18 protein-coding genes are annotated in these 18,995 nt (G+C 71.3%); 2 read left to right on the top strand and 16 right to left on the bottom strand.

The window, feature by feature from the left end:
- Window positions 1–61: 61 nt before the first annotated feature.
- From ACN6LB_RS21975 to ACN6LB_RS21910, 14 genes are all read right to left on the bottom strand, one after another.
- A complete protein-coding gene (locus ACN6LB_RS21975) occupies window positions 62–274 on the bottom strand; it encodes a hypothetical protein (protein WP_445027399.1) in 213 nt (70 codons plus the stop codon).
- A gap of 182 nt (window positions 275–456) precedes the next feature.
- Window positions 457–1,083, bottom strand: coding sequence for a hypothetical protein (locus ACN6LB_RS21970; protein ID WP_445027398.1), 627 nt, complete (start codon window positions 1,081–1,083; stop codon window positions 457–459).
- A 35-nt stretch (window positions 1,084–1,118) separates the two neighbouring features.
- Window positions 1,119–1,694, bottom strand: a complete 576-nt coding sequence (locus ACN6LB_RS21965; protein WP_356133999.1) for a GNAT family N-acetyltransferase — start codon at window positions 1,692–1,694, stop codon at window positions 1,119–1,121.
- Complete coding sequence (locus ACN6LB_RS21960) at window positions 1,672–3,912, bottom strand: MMPL family transporter (protein ID WP_445027397.1); 2,241 nt, start codon at window positions 3,910–3,912, stop codon at window positions 1,672–1,674. The genes ACN6LB_RS21965 and ACN6LB_RS21960 overlap by 23 nt, the downstream gene beginning before the upstream one ends.
- 267 nt (window positions 3,913–4,179) lie before the next feature.
- Window positions 4,180–5,697, bottom strand: coding sequence for an Asp-tRNA(Asn)/Glu-tRNA(Gln) amidotransferase subunit GatB (gene gatB / locus ACN6LB_RS21955; protein ID WP_356134003.1), 1,518 nt, complete (start codon window positions 5,695–5,697; stop codon window positions 4,180–4,182).
- 15 nt (window positions 5,698–5,712) lie between these two features.
- Entirely contained in the window at window positions 5,713–5,952 is a 240-nt protein-coding gene (locus ACN6LB_RS21950; protein ID WP_356134005.1) for a hypothetical protein, read from the bottom strand.
- On the bottom strand, window positions 5,949–7,454 hold the full coding sequence (gene gatA / locus ACN6LB_RS21945) for an Asp-tRNA(Asn)/Glu-tRNA(Gln) amidotransferase subunit GatA (protein WP_356134007.1): 1,506 nt from the start codon (window positions 7,452–7,454) through the stop codon (window positions 5,949–5,951). The genes ACN6LB_RS21950 and gatA overlap by 4 nt, the downstream gene beginning before the upstream one ends.
- Before the next feature lie 5 nt (window positions 7,455–7,459).
- On the bottom strand, window positions 7,460–7,756 hold the full coding sequence (gene gatC / locus ACN6LB_RS21940) for an Asp-tRNA(Asn)/Glu-tRNA(Gln) amidotransferase subunit GatC (protein ID WP_015036350.1): 297 nt from the start codon (window positions 7,754–7,756) through the stop codon (window positions 7,460–7,462).
- 205 nt (window positions 7,757–7,961) lie between these two features.
- Entirely contained in the window at window positions 7,962–10,178 is a 2,217-nt protein-coding gene (locus ACN6LB_RS21935) for a putative bifunctional diguanylate cyclase/phosphodiesterase (protein ID WP_445027396.1), read from the bottom strand.
- 260 nt (window positions 10,179–10,438) lie between these two features.
- On the bottom strand, window positions 10,439–12,634 hold the full coding sequence (gene ligA / locus ACN6LB_RS21930) for an NAD-dependent DNA ligase LigA (RefSeq protein ID WP_445027395.1): 2,196 nt from the start codon (window positions 12,632–12,634) through the stop codon (window positions 10,439–10,441).
- A gap of 15 nt (window positions 12,635–12,649) precedes the next feature.
- Window positions 12,650–13,657 (bottom strand): methionine synthase, encoded by a 1,008-nt coding sequence (locus tag ACN6LB_RS21925; protein WP_445027394.1) that lies wholly within the window; start codon window positions 13,655–13,657, stop codon window positions 12,650–12,652.
- Window positions 13,658–13,676: 19 nt separating this feature from the next.
- A complete protein-coding gene (locus ACN6LB_RS21920) occupies window positions 13,677–14,075 on the bottom strand; it encodes a hypothetical protein (RefSeq protein ID WP_445027393.1) in 399 nt (132 codons plus the stop codon).
- Window positions 14,076–14,086: 11 nt separating this feature from the next.
- Complete coding sequence (locus tag ACN6LB_RS21915; RefSeq protein WP_445027392.1) at window positions 14,087–14,785, bottom strand: SDR family oxidoreductase; 699 nt, start codon at window positions 14,783–14,785, stop codon at window positions 14,087–14,089.
- A gap of 7 nt (window positions 14,786–14,792) precedes the next feature.
- Complete coding sequence (locus ACN6LB_RS21910; protein ID WP_445027391.1) at window positions 14,793–15,332, bottom strand: LOG family protein; 540 nt, start codon at window positions 15,330–15,332, stop codon at window positions 14,793–14,795.
- 50 nt (window positions 15,333–15,382) lie between these two features.
- Between ACN6LB_RS21910 and ACN6LB_RS21905 the strand changes: the two genes are divergently transcribed.
- Complete coding sequence (locus ACN6LB_RS21905) at window positions 15,383–15,706, top strand: DUF427 domain-containing protein (protein WP_445027390.1); 324 nt, start codon at window positions 15,383–15,385, stop codon at window positions 15,704–15,706.
- Window positions 15,707–15,769: 63 nt separating this feature from the next.
- Here ACN6LB_RS21905 and mnmA read toward each other — a convergent pair whose 3' ends face one another.
- Window positions 15,770–16,909: a tRNA 2-thiouridine(34) synthase MnmA gene (gene mnmA / locus ACN6LB_RS21900; RefSeq protein WP_445027389.1), complete on the bottom strand. Its 1,140-nt coding sequence runs from the start codon at window positions 16,907–16,909 to the stop codon at window positions 15,770–15,772.
- 60 nt (window positions 16,910–16,969) lie between these two features.
- Between mnmA and ACN6LB_RS21895 the strand changes: the two genes are divergently transcribed.
- Complete coding sequence (locus tag ACN6LB_RS21895; protein WP_445027388.1) at window positions 16,970–17,653, top strand: N-acetylmuramoyl-L-alanine amidase; 684 nt, start codon at window positions 16,970–16,972, stop codon at window positions 17,651–17,653.
- A gap of 42 nt (window positions 17,654–17,695) precedes the next feature.
- Here ACN6LB_RS21895 and ACN6LB_RS21890 read toward each other — a convergent pair whose 3' ends face one another.
- Window positions 17,696–18,865, bottom strand: a complete 1,170-nt coding sequence (locus tag ACN6LB_RS21890; RefSeq protein ID WP_445027387.1) for a cysteine desulfurase family protein — start codon at window positions 18,863–18,865, stop codon at window positions 17,696–17,698.
- Between the last annotated feature and the right edge of the window lie 130 nt (window positions 18,866–18,995).

Genomic DNA, 18,995 nt, shown 5'->3' with positions numbered 1-18,995 from the left:
GCCGCTGGAATTCGTGGAGGGCGGCCGACCCCCGTACGGCCGCCCTCCCTTGGCCCGGCGCTCACGCCGCGCGAGCGAACCGGTGCCGCCGGGGACGGCGGCTATGGGACCGCCCCTCGGCGTCGTCCTGAGCGGAGGTCTCGCCCCGCCCGGACGCGCGGGTCTCGGCGCGGCGGGCGGCCCGGGCGCGGAGCGCCTCGCGCACCAGCCGGTCGTGCTGCGCCGCGGCCAGCAGATCGGCGGACCGGGTCTGGTGAAGCTCGTACTCGAACATCTCGTACCCCTCGTGAAGAGTCGGTTTCTGCCTCGCTTGTTGCGATGCCTCAACTTTCGTCTCCAAGGGGGGTGCGTCACATCGGGAGAGTTCCGCATCCTTGGACGCACCAGGGGCCTTAGTCCCGCCGTAAGTCGCTCACGGCGGGCCTAAGGCCCCTCAGAAGTCGGTGAATGCGCCGGTCAGGTGGTCGGCATGGCCATCAGGACGTCGGTGTACTTCAGGACGGCCAGCAGCAGCCCTACGAGGCCGAGCGCGACGCCCGCCCAGGCGACGGACTTGATCCACGGGGCCTGGGCCGGCACCCGCTCGGGGTTGCCGAACGCCGGGCGGGCCAGCACGGCGACACCGGCGAGCAGGGCCACCAGTGCGAAGGCGCCGGCGACCAGCGCGTTGGCGTTCCACGAGTCGGCGTAGACCTGCTTGATCTGCGTGGAGACGCTCGCGCTCGACGCGGTCTGCAGCTGGCCGTACAGCGAGTCGCGCGCCTGGGCGACGGTGCCGAGCCAGCTGCCGGTCAGCGAGACCAGGCCGAGGGCCGCCGCCACGACGGCCGCGGCGCCCTGGCCGACGGCCGCGGCGGGCCCGTCCTCGGCCGCCGCCGTCAGGTCGCCCGTGTCGGCGCTGTCGTCCTCGTCCTCGATGTCGGCCGAGGCCTCCGCGGCGGCGGTCTCCGCCGTTTCGTCGGCGTCGGCCTTGGTGACATCCGCCTTGGTGGCGTCGGCCTTGGTGACGTCCGCCGTTTCCTCGTCGCTCTTCGCCTCGGTGCCGTTCGCGTCCACGGCCTCGTCCACAGTCTTGGTTCCCATGCGACGCACCGTACGGACGCTGTCTGAGAGGTTCCTTAATGATCGCTGTGTGCGCCGCTCGCGCGCAGCGCACGCCACTCGGGGGCCAGCAGGGACCACACCTCCAGGTCGAGCCGTACGCCCTGGTGGAGGTGGCTCTCGCGCTGCACGCCGTCCCTGGTCATGCCGAGCCGCCGGGCCACGTTCAGGCTCGGGCGGTTGCCGGAGGCGGCGATCCACTCGACGCGGTGGATGCCGCGCTCCTCGATCGCCCAGTCGATGAGCACCCGCATCGCCCGGGTGATCAGCCCGCGCCCGGTCGCGGCGGGCTCCAGCCAGCACCCGACCTCGCAGTTGCCCCGCTCCGCGTCGAAGTTCAGCGTGAGCACCCCGCCCACGAGCGTTCCGTCCAGCCAGATGCCGTGGTACGAGGCGGTGTCCGCGGCCCGCATGTCGGCGTACCGCTGGAGCGTGTCCCGCGCCGAGGCCAGGTCCGTGGCCTTGGAGCCGAAGGGGATGAACTGCCCGATGAACTCCCTCCCCCGGTTCAGGTGCGCCAGGAACTCCTCGGCGTGCCAGGGCTCCAGGGGCCGCAGTTCCGCTTCGCCGTCACCCAGGGATATCGCGTACATCCTGCCGCTGCTCCTTCTCCAGTACGTCCGCCACGTCCAGCGCTACGTCCGCGAGCCTCTCATGTGCGGCACGGCGCTCGGGCGGCTCGATGCTGATGCGCGGCAGACGTCGGTCGAGCCAGCGGGGCAGCCACCAGTTGGCGCCGCCGAGCAGGTGCATGAGGGCGGGGACGAGGAGTGTCCGCAGGACGAAGGCGTCCAGGGCGACGGCCGCGGCGAGGGCGATGCCGAACATCGCGATCACACGGTCGCCGCTGAGGACGAAGGCGAGGAAGACGGAGATCATGATCACGGCGGCGGAGTTGATCACGCGGCTGGTCTCGGCGAGGCCGACCCGGACCGCCCGCCGGTTGTCGCCGGTCTCCAGCCACTCCTCGTACATCCGACTGACCAGGAAGACCTGGTAGTCCATGGACAGCCCGAAGAGGACGGACACCATGATCACCGGGAGGAACGGCTCGATCGGTCCGGCGCGGCCGAGGCCGAGCAGCTCGCTCCCCCAGCCCCACTGGAAGATCGCGACGACGACACCGAAGGCGGCGGCGACCGCGGCGATGTTCATCACGGCGGCCTTCAGCGGGATGCCGAGGGAGCGGAAGGCGAGCAGCAGCAGGACGCAGCCCAGGCCGATGACGACGCCGACGAAGAGGGGCAGCTTGCCGACGATGACGTCCGCGAAGTCGTCGTAGCTCGCCGTCACACCGCCGACGTGCAGGTCGAGCGAGGTGTCGGCCTCGGCGCGCGGCAGCACCTCGGTGCGCAGCCGGTCCACGAGGTCGCTGGTCCTCTGCGACTGCGGCGCCGACTCCGGGACGACGGTGAGATACGCGGTGCTCCCACTGGTGTCGTACGTCACCGGAGTCACGGACTGGACCCCGGCGGTGGCCCGCAGGGTGGTGTCGAGGTTGTCGAGCGCGAGCTTGTCCGCGCCGCTGTCGACGTGGGTGACCAGGGTGAGCGGGCCGTTCACGCCGGGGCCGAAGCCGTCGGCCAGCAGGTCGTAGGCCTGGCGGGTGGTCGTCGCCTTCGGATCGTTGCCCTGGTCGGAGGTGCCGAGGTGGAGCGAGAACGTGGGCAGCGCCAGCAGGGCCATGACCACGACGGCGAGCGCGCCGAGCAGCTTGGGGTGGCGCTCCACGAAGGCGGACCAGCGGGCGGCGAACCCGGTCGGGATCTCCGGCATGGGCCCGTGCTCGGCCAGCCGGCGCCGCTCGCGTCTGCTGAGGGCGCGCGGGCCGATGAAGGACAGCAGGGCGGGCAGCAGGGTCACCGAGGCGGCGACGGTGAGCACCACGGTCAGCGAGGCGGCGATCGCGACACCGTTGAGGAAGCCGAGCCGCAGGATGAGCATGCCGAGCAGGGCGATGCAGACGGTGGCACCCGCGAAGACGACGGCACGCCCGGTGGTGGCGACGGCGTTCTGCGCGGCCTCGGCCACCGACAGGCCGCGTTTGAGGCTTCTGCGGTGCCGGGTCACGATGAACAGCGCGTAGTCGATGCCGACGCCGAGCCCGATCAGCATGCCGAGCATGGGCGCGAAGTCGGCGACGGTCATGGCGTGCCCGAGCAGCCCGATTCCCGCGTACGCCGTCCCGACGCCGATGAGCGCGGTGGCGATGGGCAGCATCGAGGCGGCGAACGAGCCGAAGGCGAGGAAGAGGACCACGGCGGCGACGACCACGCCGACGACCTCGGCGAGATGCCCGCCGGAGGGCTCCGTGAGCGCGATGGCGCTGCCGCCCAGCTCCACCTGGAGCCCGTCCGCCCTGGCGGACTCGGCGGCGTCGACGACGGCCTGGGCCTCGCCCTTGTCGATGTCCTCGGCCTTGTCGTCGAACGTCACGACCGCATACGCCGTACGTCCGTCGCCGCTGATCTGGCTCGCGCCGGAGCCCTGGTACGGGCTGACGACGGAGGCCACCCCGGGGAGGTCGGCGATCCTGTCCAGGGTCCGGGTCATCGTCTGTTCGATGTCGGCGGAGCGCACAGTGCCCGGGGTGGTGTGCCAGACGACGGTGTCGCTGTCGCCGCCGAGGTCGGGGAAGCCGTCCTGGAGGAGCTGGGTGGCGCGGCCCGACTCGGTGCCCGGCGCCTCGTAGTCGTTCGAGTACGCGGATCCCATGACCGCCGCGGCGGCGCTCACGCCGCCGAAGGCGAGGAGCCACAGCAGAACGGCGACGAGGCGGTGCCGGACACACCAGCGTGCAAGGGCTGCCACGAAACGTGCTCCCAGGTGGATTTGTGGATCTTTGACCGGGAACAGTCTGCAATGAACTGAACAGCCCGCAAAGAACGCATGAGCAATGCCAAACCACTCTTGCAGCCGGAAGTGATCCTTTGTCGCTTTCGTGGACTTCCTCACAGGACTGCGAGCCAAGTCACAGGACAAATCAAAGGACTCTGTCGCACCGCTCACGCACCCCGGACACGCCTGAGGGGTGCATCGCAACCGATGCACCCCTCAGGGCCCTCAGGAACGCCGGAGTCAGCCCTCGCTGACGCCCAGCTTCTCCAGGATGAGCTCCTTGACGCGGGCCGCGTCGGCCTGGCCGCGGGTGGCCTTCATGACCGCGCCGACCAGGGCTCCCGCGGCGGCGACCTTGCCGCCGCGGATCTTGTCCGCGACGCCCGGGTTGCCGGCGATGGCCTCGTCGACGGCGGCGGTCAGCGCGCCCTCGTCCGAGACGACCTTCAGTCCGCGCTTGTCGACGACCTCGTCCGGGGTGCCCTCGCCGGCGAGGACGCCCTCGATGACCTGGCGGGCGAGCTTGTCGTTGAGGTCACCGGCGGCGACGAGCTGCGACACCCGGGCGACCTGCGCCGGGGTGATCGGCAGGTCCTCCAGGGGCTTGCCCGACTCGTTGGCGCTGCGGGCCAGTTCACCCATCCACCACTTGCGGGCGGACGCGGCGTCCGCGCCGGCCTCGATCGTGGCGACGATCGGGTCGATGGCACCGGCGTTGAGGATCGACTGCATGTCGTGGGCGCCCACGCCCCACTCCTCGCGCAGCCGGTTGCGGCGGGCCAGCGGCTGCTCGGGCAGCCCGGCACGCAGCTCCTCGACCCAGTCGCGCGACGGCGCCACCGGAACGAGGTCGGGCTCCGGGAAGTACCGGTAGTCCTCGGCCTCCTCCTTCACGCGGCCCGAGGTGGTGGACCCGGTGTCCTCGTGGAAGTGGCGGGTCTCCTGGATGATCGTGCCGCCGGAGCTGAGGACCGCGGCGTGCCGCTGGATCTCGAAGCGGGCCGCACGCTCCACGGAGCGAAGCGAGTTGACGTTCTTGGTCTCGCTGCGCGTGCCGAACTTCTCGCGGCCGTGCGGGCGCAGCGACAGGTTCACGTCGCAGCGCATCTGGCCCATCTCCATACGGGCCTCCGAGACGCCGAGCGCCTTGATGAGCTCGCGCAGCTCGGCGACGTACGCCTTGGCGACCTCGGGAGCGCGCTCGCCCGCACCCTCGATCGGCTTGGTGACGATCTCGATGAGGGGGATGCCCGCGCGGTTGTAGTCGAGCAGGGAGTGCGAGGCGCCGTGGATACGGCCCGTCGCGCCACCGACGTGCATCGACTTGCCGGTGTCCTCCTCCATGTGGGCGCGCTCGATCTCCACGCGGAAGACCTCGCCGTCCTCCATCTGGACGTCCAGATAGCCGTTGAAGGCGATCGGCTCGTCGTACTGGGAGGTCTGGAAGTTCTTCGGCATGTCCGGATAGAAGTAGTTCTTCCGGGCGAAGCGGCACCACTCGGCGATCTCGCAGTGCAGCGCGAGGCCGATCTTGATGGCGGACTCGATGCCGATCGCGTTGACGACGGGCAGCGCGCCGGGCATGCCGAGGCAGGTGGGGCAGGTCTGCGAGTTGGGCTCGGCGCCCAGCTCGGTCGAACAGCCGCAGAACATCTTGGTCCTGGTGCCGAGCTCGACATGGACTTCGAGGCCCATGACGGGGTCGTACGACGCCAGCGCGTCCTCGTACGACAGCAGCTCGTCGGTCGTGGTGGTCACGGTGAAGCTTCCCTCTCAGCCCAGCAGGACGTCGTCGTCGCCCAGGCGCTTGAGCTCCCGGTAGAGGATGGCGAGGCCGGTGACGATGGCGGCGGCGGACACGGCCGCGTCGATCAGCCGCAGCGTGTCGCTCTCCGAGCGGGCCTTCTTGGCCTGCTTGGCGACGCTGACGGCACCGAACGCGGTGGTGGCGATGGACAGGTACGTGCCGGACTTGGACTTCTTGAAGCCCTTGGCCTTGGTCAGTGCGCTCACAGCGACGGAGCCTCCTCGATCAGCGGGTGGCCCCACCTTTCCACGAAGGCGGCCTCGACAGCAGCGCCTACCTTGTAGAGGCGGTCGTCCTTCATCGCGGGGGCGATGATCTGCAGCCCGACCGGAAGGTTGTCCTCCGGCGCGAGACCGCAGGGCAGCGACATGGCCGCGTTGCCCGCGAGGTTGGTCGGGATGGTGCACAGGTCCGCGAGGTACATCGCCATCGGGTCGTCGGCGCGCTCGCCGATCGGGAAGGCGGTGGTGGGCGTGGTCGGGGAGACGATCACGTCCACCTGCTCGAACGACTTCTCGAAGTCGCGCGTGATGAGCGTACGGACCTTCTGGGCACTGCCGTAGTACGCGTCGTAGTAGCCGCTCGACAGGGCGTACGTGCCGAGCATGATGCGGCGCTTGACCTCGGGGCCGAAGCCCGCCTCACGGGTGAGGGAGGTGACGTCCTCCGCCGACTTCGTGCCGTCGTCGCCGACGCGGAGGCCGTAGCGCATCGCGTCGAAGCGGGCGAGGTTGCTGGAACACTCGCTCGGCGCGATCAGGTAGTACGCGGCCAGCGCGAGGTCGAAGGACGGGCAGTCCAGCTCGACGATCTCGGCGCCCAGCTCCTTGAGGAGCGCGACGGCCTCGTCGAACCGCTGCACGACACCGGCCTGGTAGCCCTCGCCGCGGAACTGCTTGACCACACCGACGCGCATACCGGCCACGCTGCCGTTGCGGGCGGCCTCGACGACCGGCGGGACCGGCGCGTCGATGGACGTGGAGTCCAGCGGGTCGTGTCCGGCGATGACCTCGTGCAGGAGGGCCGCGTCCAGGACCGTACGGGCGCAGGGGCCGCCCTGGTCGAGGGAGGACGAGAACGCCACCATGCCGTAGCGCGACACACCGCCGTACGTCGGCTTGACGCCGACCGTGCCGGTGACGGCGGCGGGCTGGCGGATGGAACCGCCGGTGTCGGTGCCGATGGCGAGCGGCGCCTCGAAGGAGGCGAGCGCGGCGCTCGATCCACCGCCGGAGCCACCGGGGATGCGGGTGAGGTCCCACGGGTTGCCGGTCGGCCCGTACGCGCTGTTCTCGGTGGAGGACCCCATGGCGAACTCGTCCATGTTGGTCTTGCCGAGGATGACGACGTCGGCGGCCTTCAGCCTCTTGGTGACGGTCGCGTCGTACGGCGGGATCCAGCCCTCGAGGATCTTGGATCCGACGGTGGTCGGGATCCCCTCGGTGGTGAAGATGTCCTTGAGCGCCAGCGGCACGCCGGCGAGCGGGCCGAGCAGCTCGCCGCGCTCGCGCTTCGCGTCGACGGAGCGGGCCTGCGCGAGGGCACCTTCCCGGTCGACGTGCAGGAAGGCGTGCACCTTCTCGTCCACGGCGTCGATGCGGGCGAGGTGGGCCTCGGTGACCTCGACGGCGGTGAGTTCGCCGGAGGCGACCTTCGCGGCGATCTCGGCTGCCGTGAGCCTGATGATGTTGACGTTGGTGTCCGTCATGGTGATTAGTCCTCCCCCAGGATCTGCGGCACCTTGAAACGCTGCTGCTCCTGGGCCGGGGCGCCGGAGAGCGCCTGCTCGGGGGTGAGCGACGGACGGACCTCGTCCGCGCGCATGACGTTCGTCAGCGGCAGCGGATGAGAGGTCGGCGGTACGTCTTGGTCGGCGACCTCGCTGACGCGGGCGACCGCGCCGATGATGTCGTCGAGCTGGCCGGCGAAGTGGTCGAGCTCTTCGCCCTTCAGCTCCAGACGCGCCAGCCGTGCGAGGTGGGCGACCTCCTCGCGCGTGATGCCAGGCATGCAGCGATCCTCTGGGGTGAGTGTGTGTGGTTTGGGCCCAATCCTATGGGGCGGGCACGGGTGCCCGCGCACGGGTTTGGTTCGGAGCGCGCTGCACGGAGGGTCGGCCGCCGACGGTGGCGAGCCCCCACAGGAGAGCTGTACGTCTCGAGGCGACAGTCACGGGCGGTGCGTGGACGGGGAACGATCCCGGCCGAAGGCCGGATTATTCGTCCGCGGCAGCCGCAGGAAGTGCGGCTGCCGGCCGCTGCCACCCCCGAGACCCCCGCGCCAGCAGCCACGCCGTGGCCTCGTCGGGCGGCATCGCCGCGGCGACGAGCCACCCCTGCACCGCGTCGCACCCCAGATCCCGCAGCCGCTCCCACGTCTCGTCGTCCTCGACGCCCTCGGCGACCACCAGCAGTCCGAGCGAGTGCGCGAGGTCGACGGTGCAGCGCACGATCTCCGCGTCCTCGTTGTCCACGGCGAGCCGGGCCACGAAGGACCGGTCGATCTTCAGCTCGCTGACGGGCAGCCGCCGCAGATGCACCAGCGAGGAGTACCCGGTACCGAAGTCGTCGAGCGACATCTTCACGCCGTGCCCGGTCAGCCCGGCCAGGGTGTCCGCGGCCCGCTGCGGGTCCTCCAGCAGGACGTGCTCGGTTATCTCCAGCTGCAGCGACCCGGCGGGGACGCCGTGCCGGGCCAGCCGGGCGGCGACGGCTCCGGCGAAGCCGGGGGTGTGCACGTCGCGGGGGGACACGTTCACGGCGACCGGCACGTGCAGTCCCTGCGCCCGCCAGCGCGCGACCTGCGCGAGCGCCGTCTCCAGCACGTACTCCGTGAGGTGCGGCATCAGCCCGGAGGACTCGGCGATGGCTATGAACTCGTCCGGCGCCACCCTGCCGCGCTCGGGGTGCACCCACCGCACCAGCGCTTCGAGCCCGGCCACCTGTCCGTCGAAGCGGACCTTCGGCTGGTAGTGCAGTTCGACGTCGCCGGCGTCCAGGGCCCGGCGCAGATCCCCCAGCAGCCCGAGGCGGTCCGGGGTGTTGGAGTCCCGCTTGGACTCGTACACCTCTACGCCCGTACGGTCCCGCTTGGCCTGGTACATCGCGACGTCCGCGCGCCGCAGCAGCCCCTCCGCGTCGAGCGCGTGGTCGGGGAAGACGGCGAGCCCGGCGCTGGCCTCCAGGACGAGGGTGAGTCCGTCGAGGTCGAGCGGCGAGCCAAGGGCGGCCACCAGGTTGCGGGCGACCCGGGTCGCCGATGTCGTGGAATCGGCGACCGGCAGTAACACCGCGAACTCGTCACCGCCGAGCCGCGCGGCCTCCGCCCCGCGCGGCAGCGCCAGCCGCAGCCGGTCCGCTATCTGCAACAGCAGCCGGTCCCCGGCAAGGTGCCCCAACGTGTCATTGACGGAACGGAATCGGTCGAGGTCGATCAGCACCAGGGCGGAACGCGCACCGATTCGTTCGGCATCGTCCAGAGCCGTCCAGGTCCGCTCCAGCAGCCACTGCCGGTTGGGCAGTCCGGTGAGCCGGTCGCGCAACTGCTCCTCGGCCCGGGCGCGAGCGATCCACAGGGTGGAGTCGAGGGCGATCAGCGGAATCGAGAAGAGCGGCAGCAGCACCGGCAGGGCGACGGCGACCACGCAGATCAGCGGTGCGATGCCGAGCAGGGCGACCGCGACGAGCCCCTGTCTGACCAGGGCGGTGCGGGCGACGGTCGGCAGCCCGCCGGAGCGCGGCGCGTGCAGGTACCAGAGCAGGGTGCGAGTGACCGCGAGGTAGGCGATGGCGACCAGCATGACCTGGGGTGCCGCGTAGACGTCCCAGCTCTGCGGGTTCCAGGGCGCCTCGACGGACGGCACCCGTCCGAAGGCGGCCAGCACCAGTGCTCCGGCGCCGATGCCGAGGATGTCGACCGCGCCGTGCAGCACCCCTTGGCGCCGGCGGTTGCGCCGGGCCGTGGCGACCAGCACGACGACGGTGAGGCTGACCATTCCGGCCGGCACCCAGCCGTAGAGCAGCAGGACCGCGAGGGTGAGGGCGGCGCCGGAGCCCGTGCCGCCCCACCAGCGGGCGCGGCCGAGCGCCACCAGATGGCCCACGATGATGCCGGTCAGCAGGGCCAGCGACCAGCCCGCCGCTCCCGCCGGGAAGAGCGCGTGGTCTCCGGCGAACGCCCGGTAGAACCCGGCACCGAGGACGAACCCGGCGGCCGCGACGACCGCCCCGGGGAGCGCGGGCCAGGAGGTGTGCCGGTCCGGGTCGTGGTCGGGCAGGCCCGAGCCGCGCTCGTGGGTGAGGGGGGCGGAGTCGTGCGCGCCGGTGCCGGGGCGCTCCGAAGACCGCGCTGTCCGGCGGCTGTCCAGCCATGCGCCGGTCACCCGGCTCAGGCGCAGCCGTGAATCCGGAGCGGCGCTCTCGGTCGGTTCCATTCCCGTCCCTCTCACAGCCGGCGGTGCCCGCGCCCTGCAGCCCGATGCCTGCGACAACCGCCGCAGGCACCGTGCCGGAAAACCCTTCCCCTGGCTCGTGAAGAGCAGGGAGTGCGCCAACCGCAGCCGGGCACGGCAGGCGCACATCTCAACAGTAGGCCGCAGAAGGCTTCCACGGGCAGCGGTCGCCCACGGTTGCCCGAATGCGACCCGGCCACCCGTATGCATCTGATATGCGCCGAACGGGTGGCCTTCAACCGCTACTCCGCGACCGGAAGTGCGACGTCCGCCGCCGCCTCAGGCCCTTGTTCGAGCAGGACGACGAAGCCGTCCTCGTTCAGAACCGGAACCTTGAGTTGCATTGCCTTGTCGAACTTCGAACCCGGATTGTCACCCACAACGACGAAAGACGTCTTCTTGGAAACAGAACCGGTCACTTTTGCTCCCTGGCTCTGCAGGGCGTCCTTCGCACCGTCCCGTGTGAAGTGCTCCAGGGTGCCGGTGACCACGAGGGTGAGCCCTTCGAGCGGACGCGGCCCCTCGTCCTCGCCGGAGTGCTCCTCCTCCAGCCGGACTCCGGCGGCCCGCCACTTGCGGAGGATCTCCTGGTGCCAGTCGACCGCGAACCACTCCTTGAGTGAGGCCGCGACGATCCCGCCGACCCCGTCCACCGCGGTGAGTTCCGCCTCCGTGGCCTCCTGGATGCGGTCGATCGAGCGGAACTCGCGGGCCAGTGCCTCGGCGGCGACCGGACCGACATGGCGGATCGACAGCCCGGTGAGGACGCGGGCGAGCGGGCGCTCCTTGGCGGCCGCGATGTTCTCCAGCATGGCAAGCGCGTTCTTCTTCGGGCCGCCCTCCTGGTTGGCGAAGACGGTGGCGATCTTCTCCTCGCCGGTCTCCGGGTCACGCTTGGGCAGCCCGCTGTCCTGGTCGAGGACATAGGCCTTGATGGGCAGCAGTTGCTCGATGGTGAGGTCGAAGAGGTCGCCCTCGTCCCCCAGCGGCGGCTGGGCGGGCTCCAGCGGCTTGGTGAGGGCCGCGGCGGCGACGTATCCGAAGTTCTCGATGTCCAGGCACTTGCGCCCGGCCAGGTAGAAGAGCCGCTCGCGCAACTGGGCCGGGCAGCTCCGGCCGTTGGGGCAGCGCAGGTCGACGTCGCCCTCCTTCGACGGCGCCAGCGGTGTGCCGCACTCGGGGCACTCGGCGGGCATCACGAACTCCCGCTCGCTGCCGTCCCGCAGGTCGGCGACCGGGCCGAGGATCTCCGGAATGACCTCGCCGGCCTTGCGCAGCACCACCGTGTCCCCGATCAGGACGCCCTTGGCCTTGACCACGTCCTGGTTGTGCAGGGTCGCGAACTCGACCTCGGAGCCGGCGACCGTGACCGGTTCGACCTGGGCGTACGGCGTGACGCGGCCGGTGCGGCCCACCCCGACACGGATGTTGACGAGCTTGGTGTTGACCTCCTCCGGCGCGTACTTCCAGGCGATCGCCCAGCGCGGGGCCCGCGAGGTCGAGCCGAGGCGCCCCTGCAGGGGGATCTCGTCGAGCTTCACGACCACGCCGTCGATCTCGTGCTCCACGGAGTGGCGGTTCTCGCCGAAGTGGGCGATGAACTCCCGTACGCCGTCGAGGTCGTCGACCACCTTGTTGTGTTTGGCCGTCGGCAGACCCCAGGCCTTCAGGAGGTCGTACGCCTCGGAGAGGCGGGTCATGCCGTCGAAGCCCTCCAGGGCTCCGATGCCGTGGACGACCATGTGCAGTGGCCGGCCGGCCGTGACGCGCGGGTCCTTCTGGCGCAGCGAACCCGCCGCCGCGTTGCGCGGGTTGGCGAAGGGCTTGTCCCCGGCCTCGACCAGGCGGGCGTTGAGCTCCTCGAACTTCTCCATCGGGAAATAGACCTCGCCGCGGATCTCCACGAGGTCGGGGATGTGCTCGCCGGACGTCAGACGGTCCGGGATCTCCGCGATCGTGCGGACGTTGGGCGTGATGTCCTCGCCCGTGCGGCCGTCGCCGCGGGTCGCCGCGCGGGTGAGACGGCCGTGCTCGTAGGTGAGGTTGACGGCGAGGCCGTCGACCTTCAGCTCGCACAGGAAGTGGTACGCGGAGGTGCCGACGTCCTTGGCGACCCGGTCGGCCCAGGCCGCGAGCCCCAGGTCCTCGAAGGCGTTGTCGAGCGAGAGCATGCGCTGACGGTGCTGGACGGAGGTGAACTCCGTCTCGTACGCCCCCGCGACCTTCTGGGTCGGCGAGTCGGGGGTGCGCAGCTCGGGGTACTGCTCCTCGCATGCCTCCAGGGAGCGCAGGAGCGTGTCGAACTCCGCGTCGCTGACGACGGGAGCGTCCTTCACGTAGTACCGGAAGCGGTGCTCCTCGATCTGCTCAGCGAGCTGCGCGTGCTTCTCCCGTGCCTCGGCGGGCACCGTCGTCTCCGCTTGCTTGTCGCCGGCCACCGTGTTGTCCTCCCGTTACTCTGGGTTGTCCGCGAGGGATCTCGCCGCCCGGACGCAGTGGGCGAGCGCCGAGCGCGCGTACTGCGGGGAGGCCCCCGCGAGTCCGCACGACGGCGTGATCGTGACCGTCTCCGTGAGAAGCCCCGGATGCAGCCCCAGCCTGCGCCACAGCGTCCTGACACCCATGACGCTACCGGCAGGGTCCGACAACGGGCCGTCGGTGCCCGGCACGACACCGGCGAACAGCCGGGTGCCTCCCTCCACGGCCTCTCCGATCGCGTCGTCGTCACGCTCGGTGAGGAGCGAGAAGTCGAAGGAGATCGCGTCCGCGCCCGCCCGGCGCAGCAGGGCGAACGGGACGTCCGGTGCGCACGAGTGGACCACGACGGGCCCGTCGACGTGAACCCCGACGACGTCCCGGAGCGTGGCCTCCACGACCTGCCGGTCGACGGCCCGGTGCGTGCGGTATCCGCTCGCGCTCTTCACCTGGCCGCGCAGGACGGCGATCAGCGAGGGCTCGTCGAGCTGCAGGACGAGTTGGGCACCGGGGACGCGTCGCCGTACCTCTTCGAGGTGGAGGCGCAGCCCCTCGGCGAGCGATCCGGCGAGGTCCCGGCAGGCGCCGGCGTCCGACAGCATCACCTCGCCGTTGCGCAGTTCCAGAGCGGCGGCCAGCGTCCACGGCCCGACCACCTGCACCTTGAGCGGCCCTTCGTAGCCCTGGGTGAACTCCTCCAGGGCGTCGAGGTCCTCGCCGAGCCAGGAGCGGGCCCTCTTGGTGTCCCGCCCCGGCCGGTCCCCCACCCGCCATCCGCTGGGCTCCACGCGCGCGTACAGCTCGACGAGCATCCCCGCGGTCCGCCCGATCATGTCGGCCCCGGGCCCGCGGGCGGGCAGCTCGGGAAGAAACGGGAAGTCCTCGAAGGACCCGGTGGCGGTCTTCGCGGCCTCCCGCGCGTCGCCACCGGGCAGGGAGCCGACCCCGGTGGCGGCCCCGAACCTGAACCTGCTGTCTTCGCTCACCCCGGAAGCCTACGGAACTCTACGAGGGTGGTCTCAACGACCGCCCCACATGGCGTTCCAGGACGTCGAGCAGCCGCTCGGGGTCGGCGACCTCCAGGTTGTTGCCGAAGCGGCCGCGCTCCCAGGCGATGTCGCTGCGGCCGTGGTAGCTGCCGCTCGCGATGAACTCGCCGTCGGCGTCGAGCAGGGCGACCGTCAGGCTGCCGTGGCAGCGGCAGATGTCGTTCATGAAGTCGCCGCCGGTGGTGAGGGTGCGGAGTTCCGCGAGGTCGTCCGGGTCGAAGACGTCGCCCAGGAGGGGGCGTCCCGCGAGCGGGCCGCCGTCCTCCCCGCCCTGGAGGATCACCGCTGCCTCGGTGCGGCTCCAGACCTCGTCAAGCCAGCGGCGGATCTCCTCACCGCCCGTCGCGGCGTCCATCCACTCCAGGGTCACCGTCCCGGTCGCACCGTCAGGTCGTTGACCTCGGCGTCGCGCGGCAGGTCGAGGGCCATCAGGATCGTCGTCGCGACGGACTCGGGGTCGATCCACTTCGAGGCGTCGTACTCCTTGCCCTCCTGCTGGTGGACCTTGGCCTGCATGGGGCTCGCTGTGCGGCCGGGGTAGACCGAGGTGACACGGACGCCGTTCGGGTGCTCCTCGTGGCGCAGGGAGTCGGCGAGGGCCTTCAGGCCGTGCTTGGAGGCGGCGTACGCGGACCAGTCGGCGTGGGCGTTCAGACCGGCGCCCGAGTTCACGAACAGCACGTGGCCCTGGACGAGCCGGAGTTGGGGCAGGAAGTGGCGGGTCAGCTCGGCGGGGGCGATCAGGTTGACGTTGAGCTGGTGGCGCCAGGCCTTGGGGGTCAGCTCGCCGACCGGGCCGAGGTCGACCACGCCCGCGATGTGCATCAGGGAGTCGACGCGGTCGGGCAGGGACTGGTGGGAGAACGCCCAGGAGAGCTTGTCCGGGTCCGCCAGATCGCCCACCAGGGTCCTCGACCCCGGGAACTCGGCGGCCAGTTCCTTCGCGCGGCCCACGTCGCGCGCGTGCAGCACGAGTTCGTCCCCGCGCGCGTGCAGACGGCGGGCGACGGCCGCGCCGATGCCGGAGCCTGCCCCGGTGATCAGATGTGTAGCCATGCCCGCCATGCTCGCATCAGCGGGTGCCCTGGCTCTCCTCAAGGTAGGCCAGCGCACCCACGGGCTCCTCGGCGAAGAACACCAGATCGGTGAGCGGCCGCGGCAGGAAGCCCTCGTCCTCCATGCGCCGGAACTGCTCCTTGAGCCCGTCGTAGAAGCCCTCGGTGTTCAGCAGCACCACCGGCATGTCGGTGTGGCCGTGCTTCTTCAGCTCCAGGATCTCGGTCGCCTCGTCGAGCGTCCCGGTGCCACCCACCATGATCACGACGGCGTCGGCCTTCTCCAGGAGCAGCGCCTTGCGTTCGGCGAGGTCGCGGGCGATCACCATCTCGTCGGCGCCCGGCCGGGCCTTGGCGGCCAGGAAGTCGACCGACACGCCCACCAGCCGTCCGCCCGCCTCCTGTACACCGTCGGCGACGACCTTCATCAGACCGACGTCGGAGCCGCCCCACACCAGGGTGTGGCCGCCCTTGCCGAGGAGTTCGGCGAACTCCCGCGCGGGAGTCGTGTAGCGGATGTCGAGGTCGGCGGCCGAGAGGAAGACGCAGATGTTCATGCGATCACCGTACGCGGGAAGAACCCGGGCCCCGCGCGTGCTGTCCCGGTATGGCTGATGGACACACGATCACGATCGAGCGGACCGACGACCACGTGCGCGTGCTGCACGGCGACCAGCTCCTGGCGGAGAGCGACCGGCCCCTGGTGCTGCGCGAGACGGGCAGTCCCGTGCGCTACTACATCCCGCCGCAGGACGTACGCCTCGACCTGCTGACCCCGTCCGAGACCCACACGTACTGCCCGTTCAAGGGCACGGCGTCGTACTGGTCCGTGCCGGACGCGGCGGACCTGGTGTGGTTCTACCCCGACCCGAAGCCGGACGTGGCCGAGATAAAGGACCACCTCTGCTTCTACGAAGTAGAAGTCGACTGACGAAGCAGAAGTGAACCGACCTCGGAACGCTGACGCCGGACCGCTGACGCCGGACCCCTGACGTCAGACAGCCGCCGTCGCGCGCGTGGTCGTCGCGATCGTCGCCGAGCCGACCACGCGTGTGCCGTCGTAGAGGACGACGGCCTGGCCGGGGGCCACGCCGCGGACCGGCTCGGTGAAGGTGACCCGGAGGGTGCCGTCGACCGGTTCGGCGGTCACCTCGGTCTCGCCGCCGTGGGCGCGCAGCTGGGCCGTGTAGGTGCCGGGGCCCGTCGGGGCGGCGCCGCACCAGCGGGGCTTGATCGCCGTCAGGGCGGTGACGTCCAGGGCGTCCACTGGGCCGACCGTCACCGTGTTGTTCACCGGGGAGATGTCCAGGACGTAGCGCGGCTTGCCGTCGGCGGCCGGGGTGCCGATGCGCAGCCCCTTGCGCTGGCCGATGGTGAAGCCGAACGCGCCCTCGTGGGTGCCGATCTTCGAGCCGGACTCGTCGACGATGTCGCCCTCCGCCTTGCCCAGCCGGTCGGCGAGGAAGCCCTGGGTGTCGCCGTCGGCGATGAAGCAGATGTCGTGCGAGTCCGGCTTCTTGGCGACGGCGAGGCCGCGGCGCTCCGCCTCCGCGCGGATCTCGTCCTTCGTGGTGAGGGTGTCGCCGAGGGGGAACATCGCGTGGGCGAGCTGGCGGTCGTCGAGGACGCCGAGGACGTACGACTGGTCCTTGGCCATGTCGGAGGCGCGGTGCAGTTCGCGCGTGCCGTCCTCGTTCACGGTCACCTGCGCGTAGTGGCCGGTGCAGACCGCGTCGAAGCCGAGCGCGAGGGCCTTGTCGAGCAGGGCCGCGAACTTGATCTTCTCGTTGCAGCGCAGGCACGGGTTGGGGGTGCGGCCGGCCTCGTACTCGGCGATGAAGTCCTCGACGACGTCCTCGCGGAAGCGCTCGGCGAGGTCCCACACGTAGAACGGGATGCCGATGATGTCCGCGGCGCGGCGGGCGTCGCGCGAGTCCTCGATGGTGCAACAGCCTCGCGCGCCCGTGCGGAACGATTGCGGGTTCGCGGACAGGGCGAGGTGCACGCCCGTCACGTCGTGGCCGGCTTCCGCCGCGCGGGCGGCGGCGACGGCTGAGTCCACGCCGCCGGACATGGCGGCCAGTACCCGGAGGGAACGGGAGCGGGGGCGGGGGCGCTGCGAGGTGTCAGTCATAACCCCTTCAGGGTACGGGGCGGCGGGAACCGGAACCCGCGAGTATCCGTTGAAGATCGTATGGGGGCGAAGACGGGAAAGCAGAAGAGCAGCCGGGGAGGGGACTCCGACCGGCGCATCGGGCGCCGGTCACTGCTCATCGGCGGGGCCGCGGCCGCGCTGGGCACCGCGGCGCTGGCGCGCGACGAGCTGGCGCACCTGTGGTGGCGGCTGCCCGGCGTGCAGAAGCCGCGGGTGGCGGGCGCGGTCGACTTCCGGGGTGCCCGGTGGGTGGCGGCGTCGTCGGCGAACTGGCGGCGGGCCGACCGGCCCGACGACTACGACATAGACCGCGTGGTCATCCATGTCACCCAGGGCAGCCTGAAGAGCGCGGTGAAGGTGTTCAAGGACCCGGCGCACGGGGCGGCGGCGCACTACATCGTGGGCAAGGACGGCCACATCACACAGATGATCCGCGAACTGGACGTGGCGTTCCACGCGGGCAACCGTGAGTACAACGAGCGGAGCGTCGGCATAGAGCACGAGGGTTTCGTGGACCGGCCCAAGGACTTCACCGACGCCATGTACACGGCCTCGGCGCGGCTGACCGCCGGGATCTGCGGGCGGTACGGCATCCCCGTGGACCGTAAGCACATCATCGGGCACGTGGAGGTGCCGGGTACGGACCACACGGACCCCGGCCCGCACTGGGACTGGGACCGGTACATACGGCTCGTACGGCAGGCGCGTACGGCGAAGGCGTGACCCGCCGGTTCGTACGGCTGCCGTGCCCGCCGGGGACAGGTCCTAGGTGAGCCCCGCCGTGCGGGCGCGTTCCACCGCCGGGCCGATCGCCCTGGCCACCGCCTCGACGTCCGCCTCCGTGGAGGTGTGGCCGAAGGAGAAGCGGAGGGTGCCGCGGGCCAGGTCGGGGTCGGTGCCGGTGGCGAGCAGGACGTGGCTGGGCTGGGCCACGCCCGCGGTGCAGGCGGAGCCCGTGGAGCACTCGATGCCCTGCGCGTCCAGCAGCAGCAGGAGCGAGTCGCCCTCGCAGCCGGGGAACGTGAAGTGCGCGTTGGCCGGGAGGCGGCCGCCGGGAGCGGGGTCGCCGCCGAGGATCGCGTCGGGCACGGCCTTGCGGACCGCCGTGATCAGGTCGTCCCGCAGCGCGCCGATCTCCCGGGCGAACCACTCGCGCTGCTCGGCGGCGAGCCGCCCGGCGACGGCGAAAGATGCGATCGCGGGCGCGTCGAGGGTGCCGGAGCGCACATGCCGCTCCTGGCCGCCGCCGTGCAGTACGGGTACGGGGCTGTACTCGCGGCCCAGGAGCAGCGCGCCGATCCCGTACGGACCGCCGATCTTGTGGCCGGACACCGTCATCGCGGCGAGGCCGGAGGCGCCGAAGTCGACGGGGACCTGGCCGAAGGCCTGGACGGCGTCGGCGTGCAGCGGGACGCCGAACTCGGCGGCCGCCTCGGCCAGTTCGCGGACCGGCATGACCGTGCCGATCTCGTTGTTCGCCCACATGACGGTGGCGAGGGCCACGTCGTCGGGGTTGCGGGCGATGGCCTCGCGCAGGGCGTCCGGGTGGACCCTGCCGTACGCGTCGACCGGGAGGTACTCGATCGTGGCGCCCTCGTGCTCGCCGAGCCAGTGCACGGAGTCGAGGACGGCGTGGTGCTCGACAGGGCTCGCGAGGACGCGGGTGCGGGCCGGGTCGGCGTCGCGGCGGGCCCAGTACAGGCCCTTCACCGCGAGGTTGTCGGCCTCGGTGCCGCCGGCGGTGAAGACCACCTCGCTGGGGCGCGCGGCGAGGGCGTCCGCCAGGGTTTCCCGGGACTCCTCGACCGTGCGGCGAGCGCGGCGGCCGGACGCGTGCAGCGAGGAGGCGTTGCCCGTGACTCCCAGTTGGGCGGTCAGTGCCTCTGCCGCCTCGGGGAGCATGGGCGTGGTCGCGGCGTGGTCGAGGTAAGCCATGATGGGCCCGATTCTACGGGCCCGCTGTCCACTGCCTCGGCCCCCCACGGGTGTGCGTCGGCCTCGTCCGCAACCGGGGTTCGTCGTGCGCCTGGCCCGCGCCGGGGCCGGACCGTTGCGCGACGCACCG

It is taken from the genome of Streptomyces sp. SAS_270 (assembly GCF_052543295.1).
This window is presented reverse-complemented; position numbering and strand designations above follow the sequence as displayed.

Bases quoted from the DNA above. Each gene is read 5' to 3' on its own strand.
- gatA (WP_356134007.1), bottom strand. From the start codon at position 7,454: ATGACGGACACCAACGTCAACATCATCAGGCTCACGGCAGCCGAGATC.
- ACN6LB_RS21915 (WP_445027392.1), bottom strand. From the start codon at position 14,785: ATGGCGGGCATGGCTACACATCTGATCACCGGGGCAGGCTCCGGCATC.
- gatC (WP_015036350.1), bottom strand. From the start codon at position 7,756: ATGCCTGGCATCACGCGCGAGGAGGTCGCCCACCTCGCACGGCTGGCG.
- ACN6LB_RS21910 (WP_445027391.1), bottom strand. From the start codon at position 15,332: ATGAACATCTGCGTCTTCCTCTCGGCCGCCGACCTCGACATCCGCTAC.
- ACN6LB_RS21895 (WP_445027388.1), top strand. From the start codon at position 16,970: ATGGGGGCGAAGACGGGAAAGCAGAAGAGCAGCCGGGGAGGGGACTCC.
- mnmA (WP_445027389.1), bottom strand. From the start codon at position 16,909: ATGACTGACACCTCGCAGCGCCCCCGCCCCCGCTCCCGTTCCCTCCGG.
- ACN6LB_RS21905 (WP_445027390.1), top strand. From the start codon at position 15,383: ATGGCTGATGGACACACGATCACGATCGAGCGGACCGACGACCACGTG.
- ACN6LB_RS21920 (WP_445027393.1), bottom strand. From the start codon at position 14,075: ATGGACGCCGCGACGGGCGGTGAGGAGATCCGCCGCTGGCTTGACGAG.
- ACN6LB_RS21970 (WP_445027398.1), bottom strand. From the start codon at position 1,083: ATGGGAACCAAGACTGTGGACGAGGCCGTGGACGCGAACGGCACCGAG.
- ACN6LB_RS21965 (WP_356133999.1), bottom strand. From the start codon at position 1,694: ATGTACGCGATATCCCTGGGTGACGGCGAAGCGGAACTGCGGCCCCTG.
- ACN6LB_RS21975 (WP_445027399.1), bottom strand. From the start codon at position 274: ATGTTCGAGTACGAGCTTCACCAGACCCGGTCCGCCGATCTGCTGGCC.
- ACN6LB_RS21935 (WP_445027396.1), bottom strand. From the start codon at position 10,178: ATGGAACCGACCGAGAGCGCCGCTCCGGATTCACGGCTGCGCCTGAGC.
- ACN6LB_RS21890 (WP_445027387.1), bottom strand. From the start codon at position 18,865: ATGGCTTACCTCGACCACGCCGCGACCACGCCCATGCTCCCCGAGGCG.